General features: G+C 57.5%; 23 protein-coding genes and 1 pseudogene. 8 read left to right on the top strand and 16 right to left on the bottom strand.

What is annotated here, in order from left to right; genetic code table 11:
* The 10 genes and pseudogenes from RTP97_RS12380 to rpsB all read right to left on the bottom strand — a co-directional run.
* Positions 1-182: pseudogene (locus tag RTP97_RS12380) on the bottom strand (molecular chaperone); the annotation flags it as partial.
* Between the two features lie 118 nt (positions 183-300).
* Positions 301-2,718 carry an outer membrane protein assembly factor BamA gene (gene bamA, locus RTP97_RS12375; RefSeq protein ID WP_312413964.1) on the bottom strand — a complete coding sequence of 806 codons (2,418 nt, stop codon included), beginning with the start codon at positions 2,716-2,718 and terminating at the stop codon, positions 301-303.
* Positions 2,719-2,747: 29 nt separating this feature from the next.
* Entirely contained in the window at positions 2,748-4,100 is a 1,353-nt protein-coding gene (gene rseP, locus RTP97_RS12370; RefSeq protein WP_312413963.1) for a sigma E protease regulator RseP, read from the bottom strand.
* An 11-nt stretch (positions 4,101-4,111) separates the two neighbouring features.
* Positions 4,112-4,969, bottom strand: a complete 858-nt coding sequence (gene cdsA / locus RTP97_RS12365) for a phosphatidate cytidylyltransferase (protein WP_312413961.1) — start codon at positions 4,967-4,969, stop codon at positions 4,112-4,114.
* A 12-nt stretch (positions 4,970-4,981) separates the two neighbouring features.
* Complete coding sequence (gene ispU, locus RTP97_RS12360) at positions 4,982-5,740, bottom strand: (2E,6E)-farnesyl-diphosphate-specific ditrans,polycis-undecaprenyl-diphosphate synthase (RefSeq protein ID WP_312413960.1); 759 nt, start codon at positions 5,738-5,740, stop codon at positions 4,982-4,984.
* Between the two features lie 187 nt (positions 5,741-5,927).
* On the bottom strand, positions 5,928-7,127 hold the full coding sequence (gene ispC / locus RTP97_RS12355) for a 1-deoxy-D-xylulose-5-phosphate reductoisomerase (RefSeq protein WP_312413958.1): 1,200 nt from the start codon (positions 7,125-7,127) through the stop codon (positions 5,928-5,930).
* 111 nt (positions 7,128-7,238) lie between these two features.
* A complete protein-coding gene (gene frr, locus RTP97_RS12350; protein WP_042390618.1) occupies positions 7,239-7,796 on the bottom strand; it encodes a ribosome recycling factor in 558 nt (185 codons plus the stop codon).
* Between the two features lie 162 nt (positions 7,797-7,958).
* Positions 7,959-8,684, bottom strand: a complete 726-nt coding sequence (gene pyrH, locus RTP97_RS12345; RefSeq protein WP_042390616.1) for a UMP kinase — start codon at positions 8,682-8,684, stop codon at positions 7,959-7,961.
* Between the two features lie 120 nt (positions 8,685-8,804).
* Positions 8,805-9,656, bottom strand: coding sequence for a translation elongation factor Ts (gene tsf, locus RTP97_RS12340; protein WP_312212208.1), 852 nt, complete (start codon positions 9,654-9,656; stop codon positions 8,805-8,807).
* A 137-nt stretch (positions 9,657-9,793) separates the two neighbouring features.
* Positions 9,794-10,519 (bottom strand): 30S ribosomal protein S2, encoded by a 726-nt coding sequence (rpsB, locus tag RTP97_RS12335; protein WP_312413955.1) that lies wholly within the window; start codon positions 10,517-10,519, stop codon positions 9,794-9,796.
* Positions 10,520-10,842: 323 nt separating this feature from the next.
* Between rpsB and map the strand changes: the two genes are divergently transcribed.
* From map to RTP97_RS12315, 4 genes are all read left to right on the top strand, one after another.
* Positions 10,843-11,637, top strand: coding sequence for a type I methionyl aminopeptidase (gene map, locus RTP97_RS12330; RefSeq protein WP_312212206.1), 795 nt, complete (start codon positions 10,843-10,845; stop codon positions 11,635-11,637).
* A 72-nt stretch (positions 11,638-11,709) separates the two neighbouring features.
* Entirely contained in the window at positions 11,710-14,382 is a 2,673-nt protein-coding gene (glnD, locus tag RTP97_RS12325) for a bifunctional uridylyltransferase/uridylyl-removing protein GlnD (RefSeq protein WP_312413954.1), read from the top strand.
* A gap of 30 nt (positions 14,383-14,412) precedes the next feature.
* Complete coding sequence (gene dapD, locus RTP97_RS12320; RefSeq protein WP_042390607.1) at positions 14,413-15,237, top strand: 2,3,4,5-tetrahydropyridine-2,6-dicarboxylate N-succinyltransferase; 825 nt, start codon at positions 14,413-14,415, stop codon at positions 15,235-15,237.
* A gap of 111 nt (positions 15,238-15,348) precedes the next feature.
* Positions 15,349-15,738 carry a DUF3461 family protein gene (locus tag RTP97_RS12315; protein WP_103820651.1) on the top strand — a complete coding sequence of 130 codons (390 nt, stop codon included), beginning with the start codon at positions 15,349-15,351 and terminating at the stop codon, positions 15,736-15,738.
* A gap of 86 nt (positions 15,739-15,824) precedes the next feature.
* Here RTP97_RS12315 and cdaR read toward each other — a convergent pair whose 3' ends face one another.
* The 3 genes from cdaR to dgt form a co-directional block, all read right to left on the bottom strand.
* Positions 15,825-16,982, bottom strand: a complete 1,158-nt coding sequence (gene cdaR / locus RTP97_RS12310) for a DNA-binding transcriptional regulator CdaR (protein WP_042390603.1) — start codon at positions 16,980-16,982, stop codon at positions 15,825-15,827.
* A 156-nt stretch (positions 16,983-17,138) separates the two neighbouring features.
* Positions 17,139-18,569, bottom strand: coding sequence for a serine endoprotease DegP (gene degP, locus RTP97_RS12305; RefSeq protein ID WP_312413953.1), 1,431 nt, complete (start codon positions 18,567-18,569; stop codon positions 17,139-17,141).
* A gap of 137 nt (positions 18,570-18,706) precedes the next feature.
* A complete protein-coding gene (gene dgt / locus RTP97_RS12300) occupies positions 18,707-20,221 on the bottom strand; it encodes a dGTPase (RefSeq protein WP_312413952.1) in 1,515 nt (504 codons plus the stop codon).
* 83 nt (positions 20,222-20,304) lie between these two features.
* Between dgt and mtnN the strand changes: the two genes are divergently transcribed.
* Genes mtnN through RTP97_RS12285 form a run of 3 tightly spaced genes read left to right on the top strand, consistent with a single transcriptional unit; the run spans position 20,305 to position 22,436 of the window.
* Positions 20,305-21,003 (top strand): 5'-methylthioadenosine/S-adenosylhomocysteine nucleosidase, encoded by a 699-nt coding sequence (gene mtnN, locus RTP97_RS12295; RefSeq protein ID WP_312413951.1) that lies wholly within the window; start codon positions 20,305-20,307, stop codon positions 21,001-21,003.
* Positions 20,996-21,799 carry a vitamin B12 ABC transporter substrate-binding protein BtuF gene (gene btuF / locus RTP97_RS12290; RefSeq protein ID WP_312413950.1) on the top strand — a complete coding sequence of 268 codons (804 nt, stop codon included), beginning with the start codon at positions 20,996-20,998 and terminating at the stop codon, positions 21,797-21,799. The genes mtnN and btuF overlap by 8 nt, the downstream gene beginning before the upstream one ends.
* 13 nt (positions 21,800-21,812) lie before the next feature.
* Positions 21,813-22,436 (top strand): TRIC cation channel family protein, encoded by a 624-nt coding sequence (locus RTP97_RS12285; RefSeq protein ID WP_312413948.1) that lies wholly within the window; start codon positions 21,813-21,815, stop codon positions 22,434-22,436.
* 66 nt (positions 22,437-22,502) lie between these two features.
* Here the strand turns inward: RTP97_RS12285 and erpA are convergent, their stop codons facing one another.
* Together erpA and clcA are read right to left on the bottom strand one after the other, a co-directional pair.
* Positions 22,503-22,847, bottom strand: coding sequence for an iron-sulfur cluster insertion protein ErpA (gene erpA, locus RTP97_RS12280; protein ID WP_042390590.1), 345 nt, complete (start codon positions 22,845-22,847; stop codon positions 22,503-22,505).
* 81 nt (positions 22,848-22,928) lie between these two features.
* On the bottom strand, positions 22,929-24,335 hold the full coding sequence (clcA, locus tag RTP97_RS12275) for a H(+)/Cl(-) exchange transporter ClcA (protein ID WP_312413946.1): 1,407 nt from the start codon (positions 24,333-24,335) through the stop codon (positions 22,929-22,931).
* 100 nt (positions 24,336-24,435) lie between these two features.
* Between clcA and hemL the strand changes: the two genes are divergently transcribed.
* Positions 24,436-25,716, top strand: coding sequence for a glutamate-1-semialdehyde 2,1-aminomutase (gene hemL / locus RTP97_RS12270; RefSeq protein ID WP_312413944.1), 1,281 nt, complete (start codon positions 24,436-24,438; stop codon positions 25,714-25,716).
* Between the two features lie 86 nt (positions 25,717-25,802).
* Here the strand turns inward: hemL and RTP97_RS12265 are convergent.
* A partial coding sequence (locus tag RTP97_RS12265) for an iron chelate uptake ABC transporter family permease subunit (protein ID WP_312413941.1) occupies positions 25,803-26,131 on the bottom strand: 329 nt, incomplete at its 5' end.

Raw genomic sequence — 26,131 nt, 5'->3', positions numbered from 1 at the left:
TCCATACCTTGCAGTTCGCTTGCACGGCCTTTGAACTCGTTCTCCAGCGTGGCAGAAACACCCGTTTTCTGCGCAACCTGCTGGAACAAGTTACCCATATTGACGATTGCAATTTTGTCTGCAGCCTGAGCAGAAGTTGCCATCGCTAAACCGAGACCTGCAGCTAATAACCACTTTTTCACAATTAACTCCTTACCATCCCATTGGTACCCGAAGGTACCGTTCTTTGCGTGGCAAGGCGATCCTGCGATCGCCAGTTGTCAGCGCTACACTGCCAACGCATTCCTTTGCAACGGACAATTACCAGGTTTTACCAATGTTAAACTGGAACTGTTCCGCTTTGTCTCCTTCGTATTTCTTAAACGGCTGGGCGTAGGAGAAGACCAACGGCCCCAGCGGTGACATCCATTGTAGTGCGAGACCCGCAGACATACGAATATTGCTCGGATCGCTGTAGTCTGGAATACCGGCAGCCCGGGTCGCACTGGTATTTTCCCAGTTAGTATCCCATACGGTACCCGCGTCCAGGAAGAAGGACGTACGTACGGAATTGGCATACTTATCGCTGATAAACGGCGTAGGGGTAATAAACTCCAGGCTTGCAACACCCATTGCGTTACCGCCTACTGCGTCATCAGAGCTACACACTTCGCTTGATGAAGACTTATTGCAGTTATCTTCGTCATTACCGCCGTAATAGGCTGCTTTCGGACCAATGTTATTGGACTGGAAGCCACGTACGGTGCTTGAACCACCTGCATAGAAGTTCTCGTAGAATGGCAGTTCTTTGCCACCTAAGCCGTCGCCGTAACCCCAGCGCGTACGACCCAGAACCACCCATTTGTGATCTTCGTCGATCGGGAAGTATGACGCGGTATCGAGAGTAACTTTATAAAACTCATTGTCAGAGCCCGGGACCGTAACTTTACCGTTCAGGTTGACGCGCGAGCCTTCGGTCGGGAAGAAACCACGGTCGAGGCGGTTATACGTCCAGCCATAGTTGAAGGTGAAGTCATCTGCGGCAAAGCCGTTATCATCATTGGAGGTGCTTGCAGACTGTCCGATAGAGTCCAGATAACGCCACATGGCCACCTGCGGTTGCATGTTGGACAGGTCGTTATGCACGTAACCTAAACCAGCACGCAGGGTGTTGTATTCGTTAATTGGGAAACCGAGCGTACCATCAACGCCGTAGCTCTTGTTGGTATACGAGGACAGGTCTGCATCATCCGCTTTAAAGTCGTTATAGAAAATACGACCGCCCAGACTCACACCATCAACGGTGAAGTAAGGGTTAGTAACAGAGAGCTCAGAGTAAGTCTGGTAGTCGTTTTTGGTACCGTTGATACCTACGGAATAGCCAGTACCTAACCAGTTATCCTGCTGCACGCCCACCTGGAAGCTGACGCCACTTTCAGTACCGTAACCGACACCAAAGTTAAAGCTACCGGTGTTACGCTCTTTGACCTTATAGACCACGTCAACCTGATCCGGTCTGCCTGGTACACGCTGGGTGTCCGTATCAACCGTTTCGAAATAGCCCAGACGGTTCAGACGCTCTTTACCCTGGTCAACCAGATCGCTGCCCAACCACGCCCCTTCCATCTGGCGCATTTCGCGGCGCAGTACGGAGTCTTTAGAGGTGTCGTTGCCTTCAAAACGGATCTTACGTACGTAGAAACGGTTACCCGCATCAACGTTAACGTGGAGCTTAACGGTTTTATCCGTATCGTTGATTTCAGGCTGAGTTTGTACACGTGGATAAGCATAACCATAACGGCCGAGCAGCTTTTTAATGCCGTCTTCCATTTTGGTCACTTTCGCACCGCTATACAGCTCGCCCGGCTGAAGCTTGGTCAGACTCTCGATTTCAGCAGAGTGCCCTGCCAGGTTGCCACTCACTTCAACACCAGAAAGCTTGTACTGATCGCCTTCGGTAATGTTAACCGTGATGTAGATACCTTTCTTGTCAGGAGTCAGACTGACCTGAGTCGAATCGATGTTGAAGCGCGCATAGCCGCGATCCAGATAGTAGCTGCGCAGGGTCTCGAGATCGCCCGCCAGTTTCTGTTTCTGGTATTTACGGTCGCCCACTACGTTCCACCACGGCACTTCGTCGCGCAGCTGGAAGGTTGAGATCAGCTCTTCGGTACTGAACGCGTGGTTACCGACGATGTTGATCTGTTGAATTTTGGCGGAGACGCCCTCCTGGAAGACCAGCTTCAGGTCGACGCGGTTACGCGGCAGCGGCGTAACGACCGCTTTCACGCTTGCGCTGTACTTACCGACGCTGTAGTAGAAATCTTCCAGACCTTTTTCGATATCGGCCAGGGTGGTGCGATCGAGTGATTCACCCACGCGCACGCCAGAGGCTTCGAGGTTCTGCTTCAGCATGTCATCTTTTACGGACTTATTGCCCGAGAAGGTGATGCTGGCAATGGTTGGACGCTCTTTAACCTGCACGAGGAGCGTATCACCATCGCGCAGGACGCGAACGTCCTCGAAGTTGCCGGTGGCAAACAGCGCACGGATGATATTACTGATGTCTTCATCAGTCACCGTGTCACCCTGACGCACTGGCATACTGAGGAGGGCCGCACCAACGGCGACACGCTGTAAGCCTTCGAAATGAATATCTTTCACTACGAACCCTTCAGCACCGTATACGGTCGCGCTGCTAAACAGCAGCGACGCTATAAGCAACTTTTTCATCGCCATCGTTATTATGCGTTCTTCCTAACTAACTCTCATAACCGAGAGAAATCATTGAAAAGTGCAAGCCCCATTAACAGCACCAGCAGAATTGAGCCAATGCGATAACTAAAGTCTTGAACCCGCTCGGATACCGGCCCGCCTTTTAGCTTCTCTATCGCTAAAAACAGCAGGTGTCCCCCATCTAAAACCGGTAGAGGGAACAGGTTGATAATCCCCAGGTTCACGCTGATTAAGGCGAGAAACATCAGGTAGTAGATCAACCCAAACTCCGCTGACATCCCAGCCCCCTGGGCGATCGAGATCGGCCCGCTGAGGTTGTTCAGTTTGACGTCGCCGGTTATCAATTTCCCCAGCATACTGACCGTGAGCTTCATCAGCTGCCAGGTTTTACCCGTGGCTTCGACAACGGCATCAAACGGCCCATACTGGCGTACTGTCTTATACTCGTCCGGCAGCGGGATAACCTTTGGCACGACGCCCGCAAACCCTTCATCCTTGCCGCTACCCGGTTTTGTATCTGGTATCAACGTTAAAGACAAGGAAGTTCCCTGCCTTTCTATCTCCAGCGCTAACGGCGTACCCGGATTATCGCGAACCAAAGTAACAAACGTCATCCACTGCGTAATCGTCTGCCCATCGACTTTAACGATCCTGTCGCCAGCTTGCAAACCCGCTTTACTTGCCGCCGACCCGGACTGCACCTCTGCCAGCACCGATTCGATCTGTGCCCCGCGCGGTTGAATGCCCAGCGACGCCACCGGATCCTGCTTGTCCGGCTCAAACGCCCAGTTGCGTAGATCCAGCGTCTTCTGCTGGCGGCTGTCGCTGCCAAAAGGCGCTACGCTGAGAGTGGTCTGCTCATCGCCAATTTTATCAACCAGCTGCAGACGCACGGCATCCCAGTCTGGCGTTTCGATACCGTCAACGGCCTTAAGTTCCATCCCTGGGGCAATTTGTGCGCTTGCCGCAATGGAGTTGGCCGTAATTTCACCAACAACCGGACGAACGCCAGGGACACCGATGATGAACACCAGCCAGTAGGCAAAGATAGCAAAGAGGAAGTTAGCCACGGGACCCGCGGCGATAACGGCGGCGCGCTGGCCGATGGTTTTGTTGTTAAACGCGGTGTGGCGCAGCTCGGGGATCACCGGCTCGACGCGCTCGTCGAGCATTTTGACATAGCCGCCGAGTGGGATGAGGGCGATAACAAACTCGGTGCCCTGCTTGTCGGTGCGACGCCAGAGCGCTTTGCCAAAACCAATGGAAAAGCGCTCAACCCGGACGCCGCAGCGGCGAGCAACCCAGAAATGGCCGAATTCGTGCACGGTAATCAGCACGCCTAGCGCAACAATAAACGCTGCCAGATTCCAGAGAATGCTCAGCATAAATCCATCCGTTAAATCGTCCCAAAGACCAACAGTAGCAGGCAGGCAAACACCGGTACTGCCGCCGTCAGGCTGTCGATGCGATCGAGAATACCGCCATGTCCTGGAATAAGGTGACCGCTATCTTTGATACCGGCTTCACGCTTAAACATACTTTCGGTTAAATCCCCCAGCACCGAGGCCAGCGCCGCAACAATGGAGCAGATCAGCAGCGTGGAGAGCGCAACCTCAAGGTTCGCCCAGACGCTATAGCCCCAGGAGATCACCGCCGCCGTAAACAGGCCGCCGATAAAGCCCTGCCAGGTTTTCCCCGGCGACACCTTCGGGGCCAGCTTATGCTTGCCGAACAGCTTGCCGAACATGTATGCGCCGGAATCCGCACCCCAGACGAGGATCATGACGTAGAGCAGCCACAGCGCCCCGCTGTAGTGGTTGTCCTCATAGTGCCAGGCGCGCAGCGCCAGCATGCCCCAGAAAAAGGGAACGATAGTGAGGATACCAAACAGCAGGCGCAGCGCCTTTGAGTGCCGCCACAGCGCCGCCGAGGCGGGATAGAACAGCACCAGCAGCAGCGCGGCAATCCACCAGCCCAGCGAGGCCCACAGCGAGCCCTCAACCAGCGGCTGATGAACGTTGTGATGGTACTCCGGGATCGTAAAGAGCATCACCGCCAGCAGCAGGCCGCAGAGCACGGCCAGCCATACTCGCTGCGTGCGTGAAGTAAAGCCGCTAAGCTGGCCCCACTCCCATGCGGCCAGCATACAGACCGCGAGCGTGACCAGAGCAAACCCCACCGGGGGGAGTAAAAATAGCGCCGCAATGACGACGGGTATTAATACAAAAGCAGAAATCAGGCGATACTTCAGCAAAAGCTACCCCCATCAGGCTTTGTCGCCACCAGGCTCGGTGCCGCCGAAACGACGCTCTCGATTGGCAAAGGCATGCAGCGCACCTTCAAAGTCTTGTTCATCGAAATCAGGCCAAAGAACATCCGTGAAGTAAAGTTCAGCATAGGCAATTTGCCACAGCAAAAAGTTACTGATGCGGTGCTCCCCCCCTGTCCTTATCACTAAATCCACTGGAGCCAGTTCATGCATGCAGATTTGCTTACTCAGCGCCTCTTCATCAATTTGGTCCGGGCGTAACAGCCCTTCTTGTACCTGTACCGCTAACTGCTGTACACCCTGAATAATATCCCAACGTCCGCCATAATTCGCGGCGATATTCAGCGTTAGCCCGCTATTTTGCGCGGTTAACGCCTCCGCTTTGCGAATGCGCTCCTGCAGACGTGAGTTAAAACGGCTGGTGTCACCGATGACGCGCAGGCGTACATTGTGACGGTGCAGGCTTTTTACTTCGCTATCCAGCGCCCACACAAACAGCTCCATCAGCGCAGTGACCTCCTGCGCCGGACGGTTCCAGTTCTCACTGCTAAAAGCATACAGCGTTAGCGCGTCAATGCCGTGGTTCGCAGCATAGGAGACTGCGCGGCGGACGGACTTCGCTCCGGCTTTATGTCCAAAGGCTCGTATCTTCCCTTGTCTTTTTGCCCAGCGACCATTGCCATCCATAATTATCGCCACATGGCGGCAGCCATGCGCTGGCAAATTCTCGCTTAAAGGAAGGTTCATTGACAACATAACGCGTTTTAAGTCCCTGAAAAGGATTTAGCGGTACTCAGAAATACTGAAGCCTTTACGTAAAAAAAGCCGTGTCAAACCACGGCTTACCTGACCGCTCCGGCCCTGAGACCAGCGATCGGGTGGCGCAGACTATATCACTGAAGCCGAACGCTAACAAATATCACGGCCATTCACGGCTGCAATATCACCGGCTTGCGAGATTCATCACCTGTTTCTGTGCCGTCTCACGGGCCAGCGCGTCCACTGCCAAAACATCATCGATGCTCTGCGGTTCGCGCAGATCTATACGTTCAAGTACGGATAGATTAAGGGCAGCGATATCGGTAAAGCGAATGCGCGAATCCAGGAATGCGGCCACCGTCACCTCATTTGCGGCATTCAGCGCCGTTGTCGCCGCCTGCCCCTGTTCAAACGCCTCCATAGCCAGCTTCAGGCAGGGATAGCGATCGTAATCCGGGGCGGCAAAGCTCAACGTGCCGAGCGAGCAAAAATCGAGGGCCTTGACCCCGGAGCTGACGCGATCCGGCCAGGCCATCGTATGGGCAATAGGCGTACGCATATCCGGCTCACCCAGCTGCGCTAACACGCTGCCATCCTGGTAACGCACCATAGAGTGGATCACCGACTGGGGGTGAATCAGCACTTCCATCTGGCGAGCAGAGGCGTTAAACAGCCAGCGCGCTTCAATATATTCCAGACCTTTGTTCATCATGGTGGCGGAATCAACGGAGATTTTACGTCCCATTGACCAGTTCGGATGGCGGCAGGCCTGATCCGGCGTCATTGCAGCCAGTTCAGACAGCGGCGTCTCACGAAAGGGGCCACCAGACCCGGTAAGCAGAATGGATGCTACGCCATTTTGCTCGAGGTCAGCGTACCCCAGGTTACGCTGGAAGGGTTGCGGTAAACTCTGAAAAATAGCGTTATGCTCGCTATCTACCGGCAGAAGCTGCGCCCCACTCTCTTTCACTGCCTCCATAAACAGGCGGCCGCAGGTGACCAGCGACTCCTTATTAGCCAGCAGCACACGCTTCCCGGCGCGGATCGCCGCCAGGGTCGGCAGCAGCCCCGCCGCCCCGACGATAGCAGCCATCACCTGGTCGACCTCGTCCAGCGCGGCCATATCACAGGCGGCCTGCTGGCCGCTCAGCACCTCGGTACGGCTGCCGTGCTCGGTCAATAGCGCGTTGAGTTCGCGGGCGCAGGCGTCGTCGTCCATCACCGCATAGCGCGGCGTGAACTCCAAACACTGCTCCGCCATGCGGGCCACGTTTTTACCGGCAACCAGCGCCGTGACGGCAAAGCGATCGGGATTGTGGCGAACCACATCAAGGGTACTGCAACCGATAGAGCCGGTTGAGCCAAGGAGGGTGAGCTGCTTCATGAGAGAGAGGTGTCCAAAGGTGGCTGGAGAAGAGCAATATAGCAAAACGCCGCCAGCAAAAACCCGGTGGGGCTTCTCTGAACGGCGTTTTGTTTAATCACGTGCGCGGGATCAGAACTGCATCAGTTCCGCTTCTTTTTCCGCCAGCGCCGCATCGACTTTTTTGATGGCGACGTCGGTCAGCTTCTGCACGTCATCCTGGGAGCGACGATCTTCATCTTCGCTGATCGCTTTATCTTTCAGCAGCGCTTTCACCTTGTCGTTGGCATCACGACGTACGTTACGTACCGCCACGCGCGCGCCTTCGGCTTCGCCACGTACCACTTTGATCAGGTCTTTACGACGCTCTTCGGTCAGCGGCGGCAGCGGAACGCGGATGTCGGTCCCGGCAGAGCTTGGGTTCAGACCGAGGTCGGACGCCATGATAGCCTTCTCAACCGCAGGGCTGAGGGAGCGATCGAACACGTTGATTTTCAACGTGCGGGAGTCTTCCACGGTAATGTTGGCTAACTGACGCAGCGGCGTAGGGGTACCGTAGTATGGCACCATAATGCCGTCCAGCAGGCTTGGGGAAGCACGACCGGTGCGCACTTTGCTGATTTGGGTTTTGAATGCTTCAACGCATTTATCCATGCGGACTTCGGCATCTTTTCTGATATCGTTAATCACGTTACGAATCCTTGAAAACTTGTCTCAGGCAGACCATACGCAGCACGCCGTAAAAGTGTGCTAAGTATAGCCCCGTTTAATCTCTGACACCGTAAAAGGTGTCTGATAAGAACCGCTTTACTGTTAAGGCGGAATCTTACCTCTATTTGTCGACGACGGAAATTACTCCGTGATCAACGTGCCCTCTTTTTCGCCCATTACCACGCGACGCAGCGCGCCCGGCTTGTTCATGTTGAACACACGAATCGGCAGCTTGTGGTCACGGGCCAGGGTGAAGGCCGCCAGATCCATTACCTTCAGCTCTTTATCCAGTACTTCGCTGTAGCTCAGCTGATCGTACATGGTAGCAGCCGGATCTTTTGCCGGATCGGCAGTAAACACGCCGTCTACCTTGGTCGCCTTCAGCACCACGTCCGCTTCGATCTCGATCCCGCGCAGGCAGGCCGCGGAGTCGGTGGTAAAGAACGGGTTACCGGTACCGGCAGAGAGGATCACTACCCGGTTGTTACGCAGCAGGCTGATGGCTTCAGCCCAGCTGTAGTTATCACAGACGCCATTCAGCGGAATAGCGGACATCAGGCGGGCGTTCACATAGGCGCGGTGGAGCGCATCACGCATTGCCAGGCCGTTCATGACCGTTGCCAGCATACCCATGTGGTCGCCCACTACGCGGTTCATCCCCGCTTTCGCCAGGCCTGCGCCACGGAAAAGGTTACCACCACCAATGACGACGCCTACCTGGATACCTAACTCCACCAGCTCTTTAATCTCCTGAGCCATGCGGTCAAGGATGCTTGCGTCGATACCGAAGCCTTCGGTGCCCTGTAACGCTTCACCGCTGAGCTTAAGCAGGATGCGTTTATAGACGGGTTTTGCATTGGTAGCCATGATTCTTTCCTGAGACGTTCAACGATTGAGAGGGGGTTAATTCCGGATACAACTTATGTAGTATACAGCTTACGCTGGATACAAAAAGAAGCCGCCCTCAGGCGGCTTCTTTCAGACCACTTAAGACTGCTTGGACATAGCAGCAACTTCTGCTGCGAAGTCAGTCTCAACTTTCTCGATGCCTTCACCCACTTCGAAACGGATGAAGTTAGTCACGTCAGCATTGTGCTCTTTCAGCAGCTGAGCAACGGTTTTGCTCGGGTCCATAACGAACGGCTGGCCGGTCAGAGAGACTTCGCCGGTGAATTTCTTCATGCGGCCTTCAACCATCTTCTCTGCGATCTCTTTCGGCTTACCGGACTGCATGGCGATGTCCAGCTGAACCTGGTACTCTTTCTCTACCACTTCAGCAGACACGTCTTCCGGCTTAACGAACTCAGGCTTGCTTGCAGCAACGTGCATTGCCAGCTGTTTCACCAGCTCTTCGTCAGCGCCGGTGGCAGCGATCAGAACGCCGATGCGCGCGCCGTGCAGGTAGGAGCCCAGCACGTCGCCTTCGAGGGTAGCAACACGGCGAATGTTGATGTTCTCACCAATCTTCGCCACCAGCGCTACGCGCTCTTCTTCGAACTGTGCTTTCAGCACTTCAACGTCGGTAACTTTGCCAGCCGTTGCTGCATCCAGAACCTTGTTAGCGAACGCCTGGAAACCAGCGTCTTTAGCAACGAAGTCGGTCTGGCAGTTAACTTCCAGAATCACGCCGTAGTTGCCGTCGATCTTGGTGATGATCACGCCGTCAGCAGCCACGTTGCCTGCTTTTTTCGCCGCTTTGATCGCACCAGACTTACGCATGTTTTCGATTGCCAGCTCGATGTCGCCGTTCGCTTCGGTCAGCGCTTTTTTGCAATCCATCATGCCAGCGCCAGTACGCTCGCGCAGCTCTTTTACCAGGGATGCGGTAATTTCAGCCATTCTAAAATCCTCGGAAGATTTGACCTGCCTGGTCGTAAAACCAAACAGCCTTAAAAGTGAAAAAGGGGGCCATAAACAGGCCCCCTAACCAAACTCGGTACTACCTGCTCAATAAGGGGCTCAGAGAGCGTGCCTTATTATTCAGCTTCTACGAAGCTCTCTTCCGCCTGGGAAGCCAGATCCTGAGAACGGCCTTCACGAACGGTAGCAGCAACAGCGCTCAGGTACAGGCTAACTGCACGGATTGCGTCGTCGTTACCCGGGATAACGAAGTCAACGCCGTCCGGATCGGAGTTGGTATCAACGATAGCAAATACCGGGATACCCAGGTTGTTTGCTTCTTTGATTGCGATGTGCTCGTGGTCAGCGTCGATAACAAACAGTGCGTCCGGCAGGCCGCCCATGTCTTTGATACCGCCCAGGCTGTTTTCCAGCTTTTCCAGCTCACGGGTGCGCATCAGCGCTTCTTTCTTGGTCAGCTTGTCGAAGGTACCGTCCTGAGACTGAGTTTCCAGGTCTTTCAGACGCTTGATAGACTGACGAACGGTTTTCCAGTTGGTCAGCATACCGCCCAGCCAGCGATGGTTCACGAAGAACTGATCGCAGCTGTTAGCCGCTTCTTTCACCGCTTCGCTCGCAGCGCGCTTAGTACCAACAAACAGGATCTTACCTTTACGGGAAGAGATCTTGTTCAGCTCAGCCAGGGCTTCGTTGAACATTGGTACAGTTTTCTCAAGGTTGATGATGTGAACTTTGTTACGTGCACCGAAGATGAACGGCTTCATTTTCGGGTTCCAGTAACGGGTCTGGTGACCGAAGTGAACACCAGCCTTGAGCATGTCGCGCATGGAAACAGTTGCCATGATTAAAACCTCTATATAAAAGTTGGGGTTATGCCTCCACGTATCCCATATCACCGACCCCAAAGGGCACCCCGGAATATGTGCCGATACGTGTGTGTTATTACACAAAGTGAGATTTGTGGCTCACGCTCCACAAGGAACGGAAGTCCGGCGCGCTTTATACCATAAAAACGGCGCGGACTCCAATAGTTGTTGGTACAGCGTGCTGCCCGCAATTCTCAATTTGGCAGGTTATGTCTCGGACTGGTAACATTGACAGCACTTACACAATTATTGTCGATGACGTTTATTGTCAATGACATCGACGCTGATGGACAGAATTCATGGCTATCCCAATCAAGACCCCAGAAGATATCGAAAAAATGCGCGTGGCGGGCCGCCTCGCCGCGGAAGTGCTGGAGATGATCGAAGCGCACATCAAACCGGGCGTAAGCACCGGCGAACTGGACCGCCTCTGCAACGACCACATCGTTAACGAGCAGCACGCGGTTTCAGCCAGCCTCGGCTATCACGGCTTTCCGAAATCCGTCTGCATCTCCATCAACGAGGTGGTGTGCCACGGTATCCCGGACGACGAGAAACGTCTGAAAGATGGCGACATCGTTAACATCGACGTTACCGTGATCAAAGATGGCTTCCACGGCGATACGTCGAAAATGTTTATCGTTGGCAAGCCGACTATTCTGGGCGAGCGTCTCTGCCGTGTGACCCAGGAGAGCCTCTACCTGGCGCTGAAGATGGTGAAGCCGGGCATCCGCCTGCGCACCCTGGGCGCGGCGATCCAGAAGTTTGTCGAAGCGGAAGGCTTCTCCGTGGTGCGCGAGTACTGCGGGCATGGCATTGGCCGTGGCTTCCACGAAGAGCCGCAGGTGCTGCACTATGATGCAGACGACGGCGGCGTGGTGCTGCAGGCCGGTATGGCCTTCACCATTGAGCCGATGGTTAACGCAGGCGACTACCGCATCCGTACCATGAAAGATGGCTGGACGGTAAAAACCAAAGACCGGAGCTTGTCGGCGCAGTATGAGCATACTATTGTGGTGACAGACAACGGCTGCGAAATTATGACGCTGCGTAAGGATGACACCATCCCGGCGATACTCTCGCACAACGAATGATAAGAAGCCGGCGATTGCCGGCTTTTTTTATGGCGATAGCTTTTACTTATAACGGGGGCAGCGCAACGCGATATGAGCCACACTCTTTCAGAACAGTTTAGCCACACGGCGCCCTCTCTCCCCGGCCAGCCCGCTAACCCCTCCTCCTGGCCGCAGAGCAGCCTCAACTGCGCGGATATCAAGGCGCATATCGATACCTTCCAGCAGTGGCTGGGCCACGTCTTTGATCAGGGCCTCTCCGCTGAGCAGCTGATTGAGGCGCGGACCGAATTTATCGATCAGCTCCTGCAGCGCCTGTGGGTGGAGTATGGCTTCGCCGAGTACGGCGACGCGGCGCTGGTGGCGGTAGGCGGCTACGGTCGCGGCGAACTGCATCCGCTTTCGGACGTTGACCTGCTGATCCTCAGCCGTAAAAAGCTCCCGGATGAGCAGGCGCAGAAGATCGGCCAACTGCTGACCCTGCTGTGGGACGTGAAGCTGGAGGTGGGGCACAGCGTGCGTACGCTGGAGGAGTGCCTGCTGGAGGGACTGGCGGATCTCACCGTGGCCACCAACCTGATTGAGTCCCGCCTGCTGATTGGCGACGTCGCCCTCTTCCTTGAGCTACAGAAGCACATCTTTAGCGACGGGTTCTGGCCGTCTGAGACCTTCTTTGCCGCCAAGGTGGCCGAGCAGACCGAGCGCCACCAGCGCTACCACGGCACCAGCTATAACCTTGAGCCGGACATTAAGAGCAGCCCCGGCGGCCTGCGGGATATCCACACTCTCCAGTGGGTGGCGCGCCGCCACTTCGGGGCCACCTCCCTGAGCGAGATGGTGGGCTTCGGCTTCTTAACCCAGGCCGAGCGCAACGAGCTTAACGAGTGTCAGCATCTGCTGTGGCGCATCCGCTTTGCCCTGCATCTGGAGATCAACCGCTACGACAACCGTCTGCTGTTTGACCGCCAGCTCAGCGTGGCCCAGCGGCTCAACTACGTTGGCGAAGGCAACGAGCCGGTTGAGCAGATGATGAAGGATTTCTATCGCGTGACCCGCCGCGTCTCCGAGCTGAACCAGATGCTGCTCCAGCTCTTTGATGAGGCGATCCTGGCCCTGACTACCGACGAGAAGCCCCGCCCCATCGACGATGAGTTCCAGCTGCGCGGGACGCTGATCGATCTGCGCGACGAGACGCTGTTTATCCGCGAGCCGCAGGCGATCCTGCGTATGTTCTACATGATGGTGCGCAACAGCAACATCACCGGGATCTACTCCACCACCCTGCGCCACCTGCGCCACGCCCGCCGCCACCTGACCCAGCCGCTGTGCTACATTCCGGAGGCGCGGACGCTGTTCCTCAGCATGCTGCGCCACCCCGGCGCGGTAAGCCGGGGCCTGCTGCCGATGCACCGGCACAGCGTGCTGTGGGCCTATATGCCCCAGTGGTCGCACATTGTCGGCCAGATGCAGTTTGACCTCTTCCACGCCTACACCGTGGATGAACACACCATTCGCGTCCTGCTGAAGCTGGAGAGCTTTGCCCTTGAGGAGACGCGGCAGAAGCATCCTCTCTGCGTCGATCTCTGGCCGCGCCTGAGCCATCCCGAGCTGATTTTGATTGCCGCCCTGTTCCATGATATCGCCAAGGGACGCGGAGGCGATCACTCGGTGCTCGGCGCGCAGGACGTGCTAAAGTTTGCCGAGCTGCACGGCCTCAACTCGCGGGAGACGCAGCTGGTGGCCTGGCTGGTGCGTCAGCATCTGCTGATGTCCGTTACCGCCCAGCGCCGCGATATTCAGGATCCGGAGGTGATCAAGCAGTTTGCCGAAGAGGTGCAGACCGAAAACCGCCTGCGCTTCCTGGTCTGCCTGACGGTGGCGGATATCTGCGCCACCAACGAAACCCTGTGGAACAGCTGGAAGCAGAGCCTGCTGCGTGAGCTCTACTTTGCCACTGAAAAACAGCTGCGTCGTGGAGTGCAGAGTACGCCGGATATGCGCGAGCGCGTGCGCCACCATCAATTGCAGGCGCTGGCTCTGCTGCGGATGGACAACATCGATGAAGAGGCGCTGCACCACATCTGGGCGCGCTGCCGGGCGAACTACTTTGTCCGCCACAGCCCAAACCAGCTGGCCTGGCACGCCCGGCATCTGCTGCGGCACGATCTCAGCCAGCCGATGATCCTGCTCAGCCCGCAGGCGACGCGCGGTGGGACGGAGATCTTTATCTGGAGTCCGGACCGCCCCTACCTCTTTGCCGCCGTCTGCGCCGAGCTGGACCGCCGTAATCTGAGCGTCCACGACGCGCAGATCTTTACCACCCGCGACGGCATGGCGATGGATACCTTTATTGTGCTGGAGCCGGACGGCAGCCCGCTCTCCCCGGATCGCCACCAGGCCATTCAGCAGGGGCTGATCCAGGCCATTACCCAGAGCAGCTGGCAGCCACCGCAGCCGCGCCGCCAGCCGGCAAAATTGCGCCACTTTACCGTCGATACCGAGGTCAATTTCCTGCCGACCCACACCGACAGAAAGAGTTTTCTTGAGCTTATCGCCCTCGATCAGCCTGGCCTCCTCGCCCGCGTCGGCCAGGTGTTCGCGGATCTGGGGATCTCGCTCCACGGGGCGAGAATTACGACAATTGGTGAGCGAGTAGAAGATTTATTTATAATCGCTACTGCGGACCGGCGTGGTCTTAATAATGTGCTGCAGAAGGAAGTGCAACAACGGTTGACAGAGGCCCTCAATCCAAACGATAAAGGGTAGTGTGTTTATTTATATGGAAAGAGTTTAACAATGCAGCAGTTACAGAACGTTATTGAGTCCGCTTTTGAGCGTCGCGCCGAGATCACTCCGGCGAATGTGGATACCGTGACCCGTGAAGCGGTAAACCAGGTGATTTCCCTGCTGGATTCCGGCGCGCTGCGCGTCGCAGAGAAGATCGACGGCCAGTGGGTAACGCATCAGTGGCTGAAGAAAGCGGTGCTGCTCTCTTTCCGTATCAACGATAACCAGGTTATCGACGGAGCCGAGAGCCGCTACTTCGATAAGGTGCCAATGAAGTTCGCTAACTACGACGAAGCGCGCTTCCAGAAAGAGGGCTTCCGCGTGGTGCCACCGGCAGCCGTGCGTCAGGGCGCGTTTATCGCTCGCAACACCGTGCTGATGCCCTCCTACGTGAACATCGGTGCCTACGTTGATGAAGGCACCATGGTGGATACCTGGGCCACCGTTGGCTCCTGTGCACAGATCGGTAAAAACGTTCACCTCTCCGGCGGCGTGGGCATCGGCGGCGTTCTCGAACCGCTGCAGGCGAACCCAACCATCATCGAAGACAACTGCTTCATCGGCGCGCGCTCTGAAGTCGTTGAGGGCGTGATCGTGGAAGAGGGTTCCGTGATCTCCATGGGCGTCTACATCGGCCAGAGCACCCGTATCTACGATCGTGAAACCGGTGAAGTGCACTACGGTCGCGTACCGGCTGGCTCGGTGGTGGTCTCCGGCAACCTGCCGTCAAAAGATGGCAAGTACAGCCTCTACTGTGCGGTTATCGTGAAGAAGGTTGATGCGAAGACCCGCGGTAAAGTCGGCATCAACGAACTGTTGCGTACTATCGATTAATAAGCGATAACAAAAAGCGGGGGCTACCCCGCTTTTTTTATATTAACAGGTAGCCAAAACAGAATTTTTCGTTAATTATTCATAGGTTATGTTAAGCTTAAGGGTACCGCCATGTACGATAATCTGAAAAGTTTAGGCATCACCAATCCGGATGAAATCGATCGCTATAGTCTTCGCCAGGAGGCCAATAACGATATTCTGAAAATCTATTTTCATAAGGACAAGGGCGAGTTTTTTGCCAAAAGCGTGAAGTTTAAGTACCCACGCCAGCGTAAAACCGTGGTCGCCGACGGCGTAGGCCAGGGTTATAAAGAGGTGCAGGAGATCAGCCCGAACCTGCGCTACGTGATCGACGAGCTGGATCAGATCTGCCAGCGCGATCGCAGTGAGATCGACCTGAAACGCAAGATCCTCGATGACCTGCGCCACCTTGAGAGCGTGGTGACCAACAAGATCAACGAGATCGAATCCGACCTTGAGAAGTTAACGCGTAATAAGTAAATGCATTACGCCTGATGGCGCTCCGCTTATCAGGCCTACAGAACCTCGCGTGTAGGCCCGGTAAGCGAAGCGCCACCGGGCAAAAATCATCTTTGTTCGTCTAATTGCAGCGCCACATAGAGCAGCAGCCTGTCGTCGAAATTCCCCAGATCCAGCCCGGTCAGCTCCGAAATACGGTTCAGACGGTACTCCAGCGTATTACGGTGAATAAAGAGCGCCTTTGAGGTTGCCAGCGGCTGCACGTTGTGGCGGAACCACGCCGCCAGCGTCCGCCTGAGCAGACCGTTGTTATCCATCGCCTTCAGTCGAGTGAGCGGACGCGCCAGCTCGTTGGCCTGCCAGCCGCCGCGCAGGCTATCCAGCAGCACCGGCAGCATCAGATCCTGATAGAAGTAGCTGCGGCTCTCCGGCATACGCTGCTTGCCGACCATCATAGTGGTACGTGCCGTGCGGTAGGAGCGGGCAATGCTGCCCGGCCCGGTAAAGTAGTTACCCAGCGCGACGCGAAAGCGTAGCTGGCCGTTCTCTTTCATGCGGGCGATCAGCTGCTCGACGCGCTTGCGGTGATCTTCCGCATCCCAGCGGCCAAACGGATTCAGGGCCGGTTTTAGCACCACCATTTCGGTGAGGGAGACGATGGCGATCAGGTTATTACGTTCCGGTGTCGTAAGGGCATTTTGCAGCTGCTGGAGTTCAGCCATGGCGCTATCGACCCCCAGCTGGCCGCTGTCGACCTCCACCACCGCCACCACGCGCGGCTGATTGAGATCGATACCCAGACGCTGCGCCCACTCGGTCAGGGCCGGCGTATGCTCCTCGGCCTGGATCAGGTTCATCACCAGCTCCTCGCGCAGGCGGCTATCCTGGGCCAGCAGATGCATCAGCCGGGACTGCTCCAGCATCATCTCGGCGGTCATGCACACCAGCTCGCCATATTTGCGCAGCGTCTCCGGCTCGCCGGTCAGGCCGATCACCCCGACAATCTCCCCCTCCAGACGCAGCGGCAGGTTGATCCCCTGGCGTACGCCGTGCAGGTGGCGAGCAACCGCGTCGTCGATGTCTACCACACGCCCCTGAGAAAGCACCAGCAGCGCACCTTCGTGCAATTCCCCAATCCGCTCACGATCGCCGCTGCCAATAATGCGTCCCCGCGCATCCATCACGTTGATGTTGGTATCGATAATGCGCATGGTACGCGCAACGATATCCTGCGCCATTTTGGTATCAAGATGCCAGCCAGCCATGTAACCCCTCCCCTGAGCAGATCACAAGAATAAGGGAGTTAACAGCGCTCTGCATTGTGCAAAAGCACAAAGCACCATGCGGAAGTGTGGAGTTGTGGAAGGCCTCACAGATTCTGTGAAGAGACCCCTTCCCCGGGCGGAGAAGGGGTAATGCGGTTACTGCATCAGCAGGTAGAGAGAGGTATCCCCGCGCTGGATATTCAGCGCCAGCACCGACGGCTTGCTGTCGAGAATTTTACGCAGTTCGGCAATGTTCTTCACCGGCTGCTGGTTCGCGCCGATGATCACATCACCTTTTTTCAGGCCGATACGCGCCGCCGGGCTGTTTGCCTTCACGTTGCTGACGGTAACGCCCTGGTTGTTACCCTTGTTGCTCATCTCCGCGCCCTCAATGCCGCTGAAGATGGTGCTGGAGTCAACCTGGTTCTGGCTGCTCTGCTGCAGTTCAAGGCTAACGGTAACCGGCTTGCCTTCGCGCAGCAGCCCCAGCGAGACCTTGCTGCCGATCGGCATCGAGCCCACTTCCGCGCGCAAGGCTGCGAAGCTGCTGATTGGCTTCCCGTTCAGGGAGGTGATCACATCCCCGGCCTTGATGCCCGCTTTCGCAGCCGACGAGTTCGGCATCACCTGGCTAACAAAGGCTCCGCGCTGGGCGTCAACCTTCATCGCCTTCGCCAGCTCAGAGTTCAGCTCGGTACCGAGAATGCCCAGCTCGCCACGGCGCACCTGACCATACTGCACCATCTGCGCGGTGAGGTTTTTCACCATATTACTCGGGATCGCAAAGCCGATACCGATGTTGCCGCCGTCCGGGGCGAGGATCGCGGTGTTGATACCGATCAGCTCACCGTTGAGGTTCACCAGCGCACCGCCGGAGTTACCGCGGTTGATCGCCGCATCGGTCTGGATAAAGTTCTCGTAGTTCTCGGCATTCAGGCCGCTACGGCCCAGCGCCGAGACGATGCCGGACGTTACCGTCTCACCGAGGCCAAACGGGTTACCGATCGCGACCGTGTAGTCACCCACGCGCAGGGCGTCAGAGTCAGCGAGCTTAATGGCGGTCAGGTTTTTTGGATCCTGAATCTGAACCAACGCCAGATCGGAGCGCGGATCTTTACCCACCACCTTAGCGTCAAACTTACGCCCGTCACCCAGCTGAACCTTAATGGTGCTGGCATTATCGACCACGTGGTTGTTGGTGACGACATAGCCTTTCGCCGCATCAATAATTACGCCGGAGCCGAGCGCCATAAACTTCTGCTGCTGCCCACCGTCATCAGCGCCACCCTGTCCACCCTGGCAGAAGGGTGAGCTCTGGAACGGGGAGCCCTCCTGGCAGAACGGCGAGTTTTCACCAAAGAACTGCTGGAAGTTACGTCCCATACGCGGGGTGTTTACCGTGGTGCTGCCTTCGACATTAATGCTCACCACCGACGGCATGACTTTTTCAAGCATCGGGGCCAGGCTTGGCATCTGCTGTGATGGGGGGGTCGCTGAGGCGGTCTCGGCCGCTGATACAGACAGCGGGGATAGGGCCAAACCTAAACTCAGAGCCAGGGCACTCATTGCTAACGTGGTTTTTTTCATGTCGCTTAATCTCTATTTACTGATAACGCAAAACAGCGGTGTAAGTATCGATAAGAGTCAATTTATAGCGCGAAGTTCCGGTATAACATGTTGTTAAAAGTAAAAATTTATTGAGCGTCTTTACAATCGCTTAGATATTATTCAACCGCCATCAGCCGCCGGTATTCATCCCAGGCATAGAGGTCGGTCATCCCGCTGATATAGTCCTGAATAAGACGGCAGCGGTAATAATATTCCAGCACCGGAAAGTCTGCTTCGTCTCGCGCTAGTTTACCTACGGCTTCAACGTAGGCCAGACGATGGCGTCCGGAGAGCTTATGAAACAGGCGAGTCTCAATCGGGAAGCGCTTCACCCGCTCTTTTTCCACCAGCTCGCTAAAGTCCGCCATCGTCATCTGCAGCAGCGGACGATAAATATCCAGCAGCCCGCTGATGACGCGGTAGCCTTGCAGCTCCAGTTGTTCAACATCGGGGTGGCAGAAGACATTTTCAACCGCTACGCTCTTATACAATTCAAGCAGTTGGCTGTAGCCGCTGTCATCCTCCAGCAGAGCATGGTTAAATTCGCCAGAGAAGATCTGCGGTAAGTTATCGATAAAGCGCTGGGCGGCATAGGGCACCAGCTTATTTAAGGTATTGACCCGCAGATACATAAAGAACTGATCTTCCGCGCTGCGGCTCAGGGAATTCGCGCGGGATTTATCCCAGGCGTTCTCCACCACCTGGGAGAATAGCGACCCTTTCTCATGGGTGCCCCAGGCGCTATAGAGATGCTGATAGAGCTGCTCGACGGTAAAGATGTTTTTCTCTACCGCATCCTCAAGATCGGCAACGCAGTAGGAGATATCGTCCGCCGCCTCCATCACCCACGTCAGCGGAAAACGACTGTGGGTATCAAGGTCCAGCTCTTTACGCAGCCGCGCCACGTACTCCTCTTCGGAGAAGTAGTAGCCGGGCTTTTTCATTAAATAGCTATGGCTTGCCGGCGGCTCGCCCCGCCACCAGGCCGGGCGGGTATATTTCAGGATGCAGCCTACCTGCGCCCAGGTGAGGTTCATGCGCATCAGGGAGTGCACCAGACGGATCCCCTGGGCGTTGCCCTCGAATTGGCAGAGATCCTGGCGCACCTTGCGTCGCAGCTCGTTGGCCGCCTCCTCGCCGTCGCGCAGACGCAGGGAGACCACCTCGCAGCGATCGCTGGTCAGAGGCTGGCTGGCGGCATCCTGCGGGTGCAGGCGCTGGCGGAACCAGTCGTTGATTGCCGCCTCGCCAAAGTGGCCGAACGGCGGGTTGCCGATGTCGTGCATCAGACAGGCCATCTCGACGATGCTCTCAAACGGCCCGGTCAGCTCATCCAGCCCGTAACTCTCCAGCAGGCGCATCTCCTTCAGGCGACTGAGGATCTCCTTGGCGATATAGCGCCCTACCTGCTGCACCTCCAGCGAGTGAGTCAGGCGGGTACGCACCGCCGCGTTGCGCTCCAGCGGAAACACCTGGGTCTTCTGCTGCAGGCGGCGAATGGCGGCGGAGTTGACGATCCGCCCGCGATCGCTCTCGAAGATACGCAAAATTTCGCGCTCGGTTTTCACGCCCTGGGGTGAACGGTAGCGGCGATGCCAGTTAATCTTATTGCGGAAATCGATCTGTGCCATATCCTCTCTCCCCTGAGCAATGCGCTTCCCCTTAAGCGCATGATAGACTATGCCCTCAAATCTGGCTTATCGCGAGTAAATCTATGAAAATCGGCATCATTGGTGCAATGGAAGAAGAAGTTGCGCTCCTGCGCGACAAAATCGAAAACCGTCAGACCCACAGCGTGGGCGGCAGCGAAATTTACACTGGCCAGCTGCACGGCGTTGACGTTGCGCTGCTGAAATCGGGCATTGGTAAAGTAGCAGCGGCAATGGGCGCGGCCCTGCTGCTGGAGCGCTGCCAGCCGGATGCCATCATCAACACCGGCTCCGCCGGCGGCCTGGCCCCGACCCTGAATGTGGGCGACATCGTGGTCTCCGACGAAGCGCGCTACCACGACGCCGACGTCACCGCGTTTGGCTACGAGTACGGCCAGCTGCCCGGCTGCCCGGCGGGCTTCAAGGCCGACGAGAAGCTGATTGCCGTCGCCAAAGCCTGCATCGCCGAGCATAACCTCAATGCGGCCAGCGGACTGATCGTCAGCGGCGACGCCTTTATCAACGGCGCAGCCGGTCTGGAAAAGATCCGCAGCCACTTCCCGCAGGCCGTGGCCGTGGAGATGGAAGCCACCGCTATCGCTCACGTCTGCCACAGCTTCGGCGTACCCTTCGTGGTGGTTCGCGCCATCTCCGACGTGGCGGACCGCGAATCGCATCTGAGCTTCGACGAGTTCCTGACGGTGGCGGCGAAACAGTCCAGCCTGATGGTCGAAACCCTGGTGCAGAAGCTGGCGCGTGGCTAACCGCTGCGTGAGGGCGCTCGTCGCCCTCCTGCTGCTGGCGGCGGGGTCGGCGCTGGCCGCTGCTCCTCGCGTAGTCACCCTCTCCCCTGCCAACACCGAGCTTGCCTTTGCGGCAGGCATCGTGCCGGTAGGGGTAAGCAGCTTCTCTAACTATCCGCCCGCGGCGGAGAAGATTGAGCAGGTGGCCAGCTGGCAGGGGATCAATTTTGAGCGCATCGTCGCGCTCAAGCCGGATCTGGTGCTGGCCTGGCGCGGCGGCAACGCCGAGCGACAGGTTAACCAGCTGACAGGCCTCGGCATCAAGGTGCTGTGGATCGACGCCCAGACCGTAGAGCAGATTGCCGCGGCGCTGCACCAGCTGGCATCGTACAGCCCTGCCCCTGAGCAGGCTAACCACGCCGCCGACGCGCTGCTGGCCGACTACGCCGAGCTGAAAGCCCGCTACGCCAGCGCCACGCCAAAGCGGGTGTTTATGCAGTTTGGCGGCACGCCGCTCTTTACCAGCGCCAGAGGTTCGATTCAGAACGAGGTGCTGGAGCTGTGCGGAGGCGAGAATATCTTCGCCGCCAGCCGCGTGCCCTGGCCGCAGATAAGCCGTGAGCAGGTGCTGTCCCGTCATCCCGAGGCGATCGTTTTTGCAGGAAATGCTGCCCAGGCCGCAGAGGTTGCGCAGTTCTGGGATAAACAGCTCAAAATTCCGCTTATCCCCCTCAACAGCGACTGGTTTGAACGCGCAAGCCCGCGTATTATCCTCGCCGCAAAACAACTCTGTACCGCGCTGGCAGCGGTAAAATAATCGAGGATAAGCGATGCTCGTCTACTGGCTGGATATCATCGGCACGGCCGTTTTCGCCATCTCTGGCGTTCTGCTGGCCGGAAAGCTGCGGATGGATCCCTTCGGCGTGCTGGTGTTAGGGGTGGTAACCGCCATCGGCGGGGGCACGATCCGCGACATGGCGCTTGCCCACGGGCCGGTGTTCTGGGTTAAAGATCCCACCGATCTGGTGGTAGCAATGGTCACCTGCTTGCTCACCATCGTGCTGGTGCGTCAGCCGCGCAGGCTGCCGAAGTGGGTTCTGCCGGTGCTGGATGCCGTTGGACTGGCGGTGTTTGTCGGTATTGGCGTTAACAAGGCCTTTCTGGCGGAAACCGGGCCGATGGTGGCGATCTGTATGGGCGTGCTGACCGGCGTCGGCGGGGGAATTATTCGCGACGTGCTGGCGCGGGAGATACCGATGATCCTGCGGACTGAAATCTATGCCACCGCCTGCATTATCGGCGGCATCGTTCACGCGACGGCGTTCTATACCTTTGCCGTACCGCTGGAGAGCGCCAGTATGCTGGGGATGGTCGTGACCTTAACTATCCGCCTCGCGGCGATCCGCTGGCACCTGAAGCTGCCTACCTTTGCGCTGGATGAGAATCGAGGCTAAACCAGTTTGTAGGCCCGGTAAGCGTAGCGCCACCGGGCGTTATTGCGTTTGCCGACGAAACGTGCTTTAGATGCTGAACGAGGAACCACACCCGCAGGTGCTTTTGGCGTTCGGGTTGGTGACCACAAAGCGGGAACCTTCCAGCCCTTCGGTGTAGTCCACCGCGCCGCCAACCAGGTACTGCAGGCTCATCGGGTCAACAACCAGCCCTACGCCCTGCTTCTCAATGGTCATGTCGCCATCGTTGATCTGATCGTCAAAGGTAAAACCGTACTGGAAGCCGCTGCAACCGCCGCCGGTAATGTAGACGCGCAGTTTCAGGTTCGGATTCTCTTCATCCGCGATCAGGCTTTTTACTTTAATTGCTGCTGCTTCAGTAAATTGCAGAGGCAGCGCTACGTCATCACTCATTTTAAACTCCCATTGATACGGCGATCCGGACGTTAAACCGCCCGATCTTTATGAATATTATCCATTACCCTGGTAAATCGTTCAAGTATTCTCCTGGCGAGGCTTGCCGTCGGGATCGCCCCCCTGCCTCGCCAGCGTGCGGGCAAGGATCGTGGAGTAGAGCGGCTTACCGCCTAAGAACTGTGCCAGTAGCGTGGCACCCAGGCAGGTAATAATCATTGGCAAAATGAGCTGATAATTGTCAGTCATTTCCAAAACTAGCACGATACCGGTTAGCGGCGCGCGCACCGAGGCCGCCAGCAGCGCCCCCATCCCGGCGATGGCAAAGGTGCCCGCTTCAAGGTGGTAGAGCGGGAAAATCTCCGCGCAGGCCATACCGAACGCCGTGCCCAGCAGCGTGCCCAGCGCCAGCATCGGGGCGAAAATGCCTCCCGGCGCACCGGAGGAGAAGCAGAGCAGCGTGGTAATCACCCGCGCAACAAAGATAAACAGCAGCATCCCGGCGGTGTAGTTGCCCGCGGCCGCAATGGGGATCAGCGTAAAGCCGCCGCCGGAGATCTCCGGCACGATCAGCCCCAGCACGCCGCACAGGCCGCCGATAGCCCCGCCAATCAGCACCCACTTGCCAATCTGTCCGCCGTGCAGGCGGGCAAAGAGATCCTGGGTACGCAGGATTAACGCGTTAAACAGCGGGCCGACGCAGCCAAAGATCATCCCCAGCACCAGGTAGAGCCAGAGGGTGTTGATCGGCGCATTGGTCAGCTTACCCACGTCGATCACCGCCGCCTCGCCGTTAAAGTAGCGAAACACGATGCTCGACATGATCACCCCGGTAAAGACCGCCTTAATCGAGATGAGGTTGTAGCGAAACTGCGGGCGCATCTCCTCGATGATAAACAGGATCCCGGCCAGCGGCGCGTTAAAGGCCGCCGACAGCCCCGCCGCTGCGCCGGTTGCCAGCAACGTATGGCGCGCCTCGGTGCCGCGCATGCGGAAGATATCCAGCACCATGCGGCCCACGTTGCCGCCGAGCTGCACCGTTGGCCCTTCCCGGCCGAGCACCATGCCTGCCCCCAGCGTGCCCATCCCGCCGATGAACTTGACCGGCAGGACGCGCCACCAGCGTACCGGGCGCAGCTCCTCCAGTGCCCCCTCGATCTCCGGGATACCCGAGCCGCCCGCTTCCGGGGCAAAGCGGCGCACCAGAAAGTAGCCTACCATTGCCAGCAGCGCCGAGAGCACAAAGGCCAGGGGCCACATCAGCCACGCGGCATCGTTAGCAAACTGCGCCACCGTGCCGATACGCCACAGGCTGACCGCGTTAACCGCTTTTTCAAAGGCAACGCCGACTGCGCCCGCCAGGGTGCCCACCAGCGCAGCCATCACCAGGATCGCCACCGGCGTTTTATCCCGCCGCAGCAGACGGAGGATCCGCCGCGTTCGCATTGCATTAGTTTTTATTTTCATAGCCGAAAATGAATTAGTCATACAATTAGAGGCGACAGTTTACCTGGGGGATCCTTTTATAACAAACGCGGAATACCTTAGAATAGTCCCCTTACCTTCTCTACCAACCAGGAACGAATCCATGAGTAAGTCAGAAAACCTCTACAGCGCGGCTCGCGAGCTTATCCCCGGCGGCGTCAACTCGCCGGTTCGCGCCTTCAGTGGCGTCGGCGGCACGCCGCTGTTTATCGAGCGTGCTGACGGAGCTTACCTCTACGATGCGGACGGTAAGGCCTATGTCGACTACGTCGGCTCCTGGGGTCCGATGGTGCTGGGCCACAACCACCCGGCGATCCGCAACGCGGTAATCGAAGCGGCGGAGCGCGGCCTGAGCTTTGGAGCGCCCACCGAGATGGAAGTGAAGATGGCGGCGCTGGTGACCGAGCTGGTCCCGACGATGGATATGGTGCGGATGGTGAACTCCGGTACCGAGGCGACCATGAGCGCCATCCGTCTGGCGCGTGGCTTTACCGGCCGCGACAAAATTATCAAGTTCGAGGGCTGCTACCACGGCCATGCCGATTGCCTGCTGGTAAAAGCGGGTTCCGGTGCGCTCACCCTCGGCCAGCCGAATTCGCCAGGCGTCCCGGCGGATTTCGCCAAACACACCCTGACCTGCACCTATAACGATCTCGCCTCCGTGCGGGAAGCCTTTGAGCAGTATCCAGAAGAGATCGCCTGCATCATCGTCGAGCCGGTAGCGGGCAACATGAACTGCGTTCCGCCGCAGCCGGCGTTCCTGCCGGGCCTGCGGGCGCTGTGCGACGAGTTTGGCGCGCTGCTGATCATTGACGAAGTGATGACCGGCTTCCGCGTCGCGCTGGCGGGTGCGCAGGCACATTATAACGTGGTGCCGGATCTGACCTGCCTCGGCAAAATCATCGGCGGCGGGATGCCGGTAGGCGCGTTTGGCGGCCGCCGCGACGTGATGGATGCCCTGGCCCCGACCGGGCCGGTTTACCAGGCGGGTACCCTCTCCGGCAACCCGATTGCGATGGCAGCGGGCTACGCTTGCTTAACCGAAGTAGCCCAGCCGGGCGTGCATGAAACCCTGACGGATCTGACCACTCGCCTGGCCAACGGTCTGTTGGAGGCGGCGCAGGACGCCGGGATCCCGCTGGTAGTGAACCACGTCGGCGGCATGTTCGGCATCTTCTTTACCGATGCCGAGAGCGTGACCTGCTATCAGGATGTGGTGAAGTGCGACGTAGAACGCTTTAAGCGCTTCTTCCACCTGATGCTGGACGAGGGCGTCTACCTGGCTCCGTCGGCGTTTGAAGCGGGCTTTATGTCCATTGCCCACAGCGACGAGGATATCAATAAAACCCTCGACGCCGCGCGCAAGGCGTTTGCTCAGCTGTAGTTCTACCGTTAATTGCCGGGTGGCGGCTTTGCCTGACCCGGCCTACGGACTTTGTAGCCCCGGTAAGCGCAGCGCCACCGGGGAAATTACCGGCTCTGTTTTCTCAACAGATAGATAAAGTATGGCGCGCCGATAAAGGTCGACAGCAGCCCAGCTGGGATCTGATACGGGAACATCACCATTCGTCCGCACCAGTCGGCAAACACCAGCATCACTCCACCGATCAATCCCGAGATCACCATGTGCGGCACCGTCCGCCGGAAGCCCATCATCCGCGCAATGTGCGGGGCCATCAGGCCGATAAAGCTCAGCGGGCCAATGGTCATGGTGGCGGTAGCGGTCAGGCAGGCGGCCAGCAGCAGCAGCCCGATGCGCGACGGCGTCAGGGCCATCCCCACCGACCGGGCGGTATCGC

The sequence above is a fragment of the Pseudescherichia sp. genome, from assembly GCF_031998825.1.
In the GTDB taxonomy this organism is placed as follows: domain Bacteria; phylum Pseudomonadota; class Gammaproteobacteria; order Enterobacterales; family Enterobacteriaceae; genus Pseudescherichia.
The sequence above is the reverse complement of the archived record's forward strand: the minus strand, read 5'-3'. Positions and strand labels throughout refer to the sequence as shown.

Excerpts from the sequence above, each read along its gene's own strand:
- rseP (WP_312413963.1), bottom strand. The coding sequence starts at position 4,100 with ATGCTGAGCATTCTCTGGAATCTGGCAGCGTTTATTGTTGCGCTAGGC.
- glnD (WP_312413954.1), top strand. The coding sequence starts at position 11,710 with ATGAGCCACACTCTTTCAGAACAGTTTAGCCACACGGCGCCCTCTCTC.
- pyrH (WP_042390616.1), bottom strand. The coding sequence starts at position 8,684 with ATGGCTACCAATGCAAAACCCGTCTATAAACGCATCCTGCTTAAGCTC.
- cdaR (WP_042390603.1), bottom strand. The coding sequence starts at position 16,982 with ATGGCTGGCTGGCATCTTGATACCAAAATGGCGCAGGATATCGTTGCG.
- erpA (WP_042390590.1), bottom strand. The coding sequence starts at position 22,847 with ATGAGTGATGACGTAGCGCTGCCTCTGCAATTTACTGAAGCAGCAGCA.
- ispU (WP_312413960.1), bottom strand. The coding sequence starts at position 5,740 with ATGTTGTCAATGAACCTTCCTTTAAGCGAGAATTTGCCAGCGCATGGC.
- ispC (WP_312413958.1), bottom strand. The coding sequence starts at position 7,127 with ATGAAGCAGCTCACCCTCCTTGGCTCAACCGGCTCTATCGGTTGCAGT.
- degP (WP_312413953.1), bottom strand. The coding sequence starts at position 18,569 with ATGAAAAAAACCACGTTAGCAATGAGTGCCCTGGCTCTGAGTTTAGGT.
- rpsB (WP_312413955.1), bottom strand. The coding sequence starts at position 10,519 with ATGGCAACTGTTTCCATGCGCGACATGCTCAAGGCTGGTGTTCACTTC.
- map (WP_312212206.1), top strand. The coding sequence starts at position 10,843 with ATGGCTATCCCAATCAAGACCCCAGAAGATATCGAAAAAATGCGCGTG.
- hemL (WP_312413944.1), top strand. The coding sequence starts at position 24,436 with ATGAGTAAGTCAGAAAACCTCTACAGCGCGGCTCGCGAGCTTATCCCC.
- clcA (WP_312413946.1), bottom strand. The coding sequence starts at position 24,335 with ATGACTAATTCATTTTCGGCTATGAAAATAAAAACTAATGCAATGCGA.
- RTP97_RS12285 (WP_312413948.1), top strand. The coding sequence starts at position 21,813 with ATGCTCGTCTACTGGCTGGATATCATCGGCACGGCCGTTTTCGCCATC.
- dgt (WP_312413952.1), bottom strand. The coding sequence starts at position 20,221 with ATGGCACAGATCGATTTCCGCAATAAGATTAACTGGCATCGCCGCTAC.
- dapD (WP_042390607.1), top strand. The coding sequence starts at position 14,413 with ATGCAGCAGTTACAGAACGTTATTGAGTCCGCTTTTGAGCGTCGCGCC.
- bamA (WP_312413964.1), bottom strand. The coding sequence starts at position 2,718 with ATGGCGATGAAAAAGTTGCTTATAGCGTCGCTGCTGTTTAGCAGCGCG.
- tsf (WP_312212208.1), bottom strand. The coding sequence starts at position 9,656 with ATGGCTGAAATTACCGCATCCCTGGTAAAAGAGCTGCGCGAGCGTACT.
- mtnN (WP_312413951.1), top strand. The coding sequence starts at position 20,305 with ATGAAAATCGGCATCATTGGTGCAATGGAAGAAGAAGTTGCGCTCCTG.
- RTP97_RS12315 (WP_103820651.1), top strand. The coding sequence starts at position 15,349 with ATGTACGATAATCTGAAAAGTTTAGGCATCACCAATCCGGATGAAATC.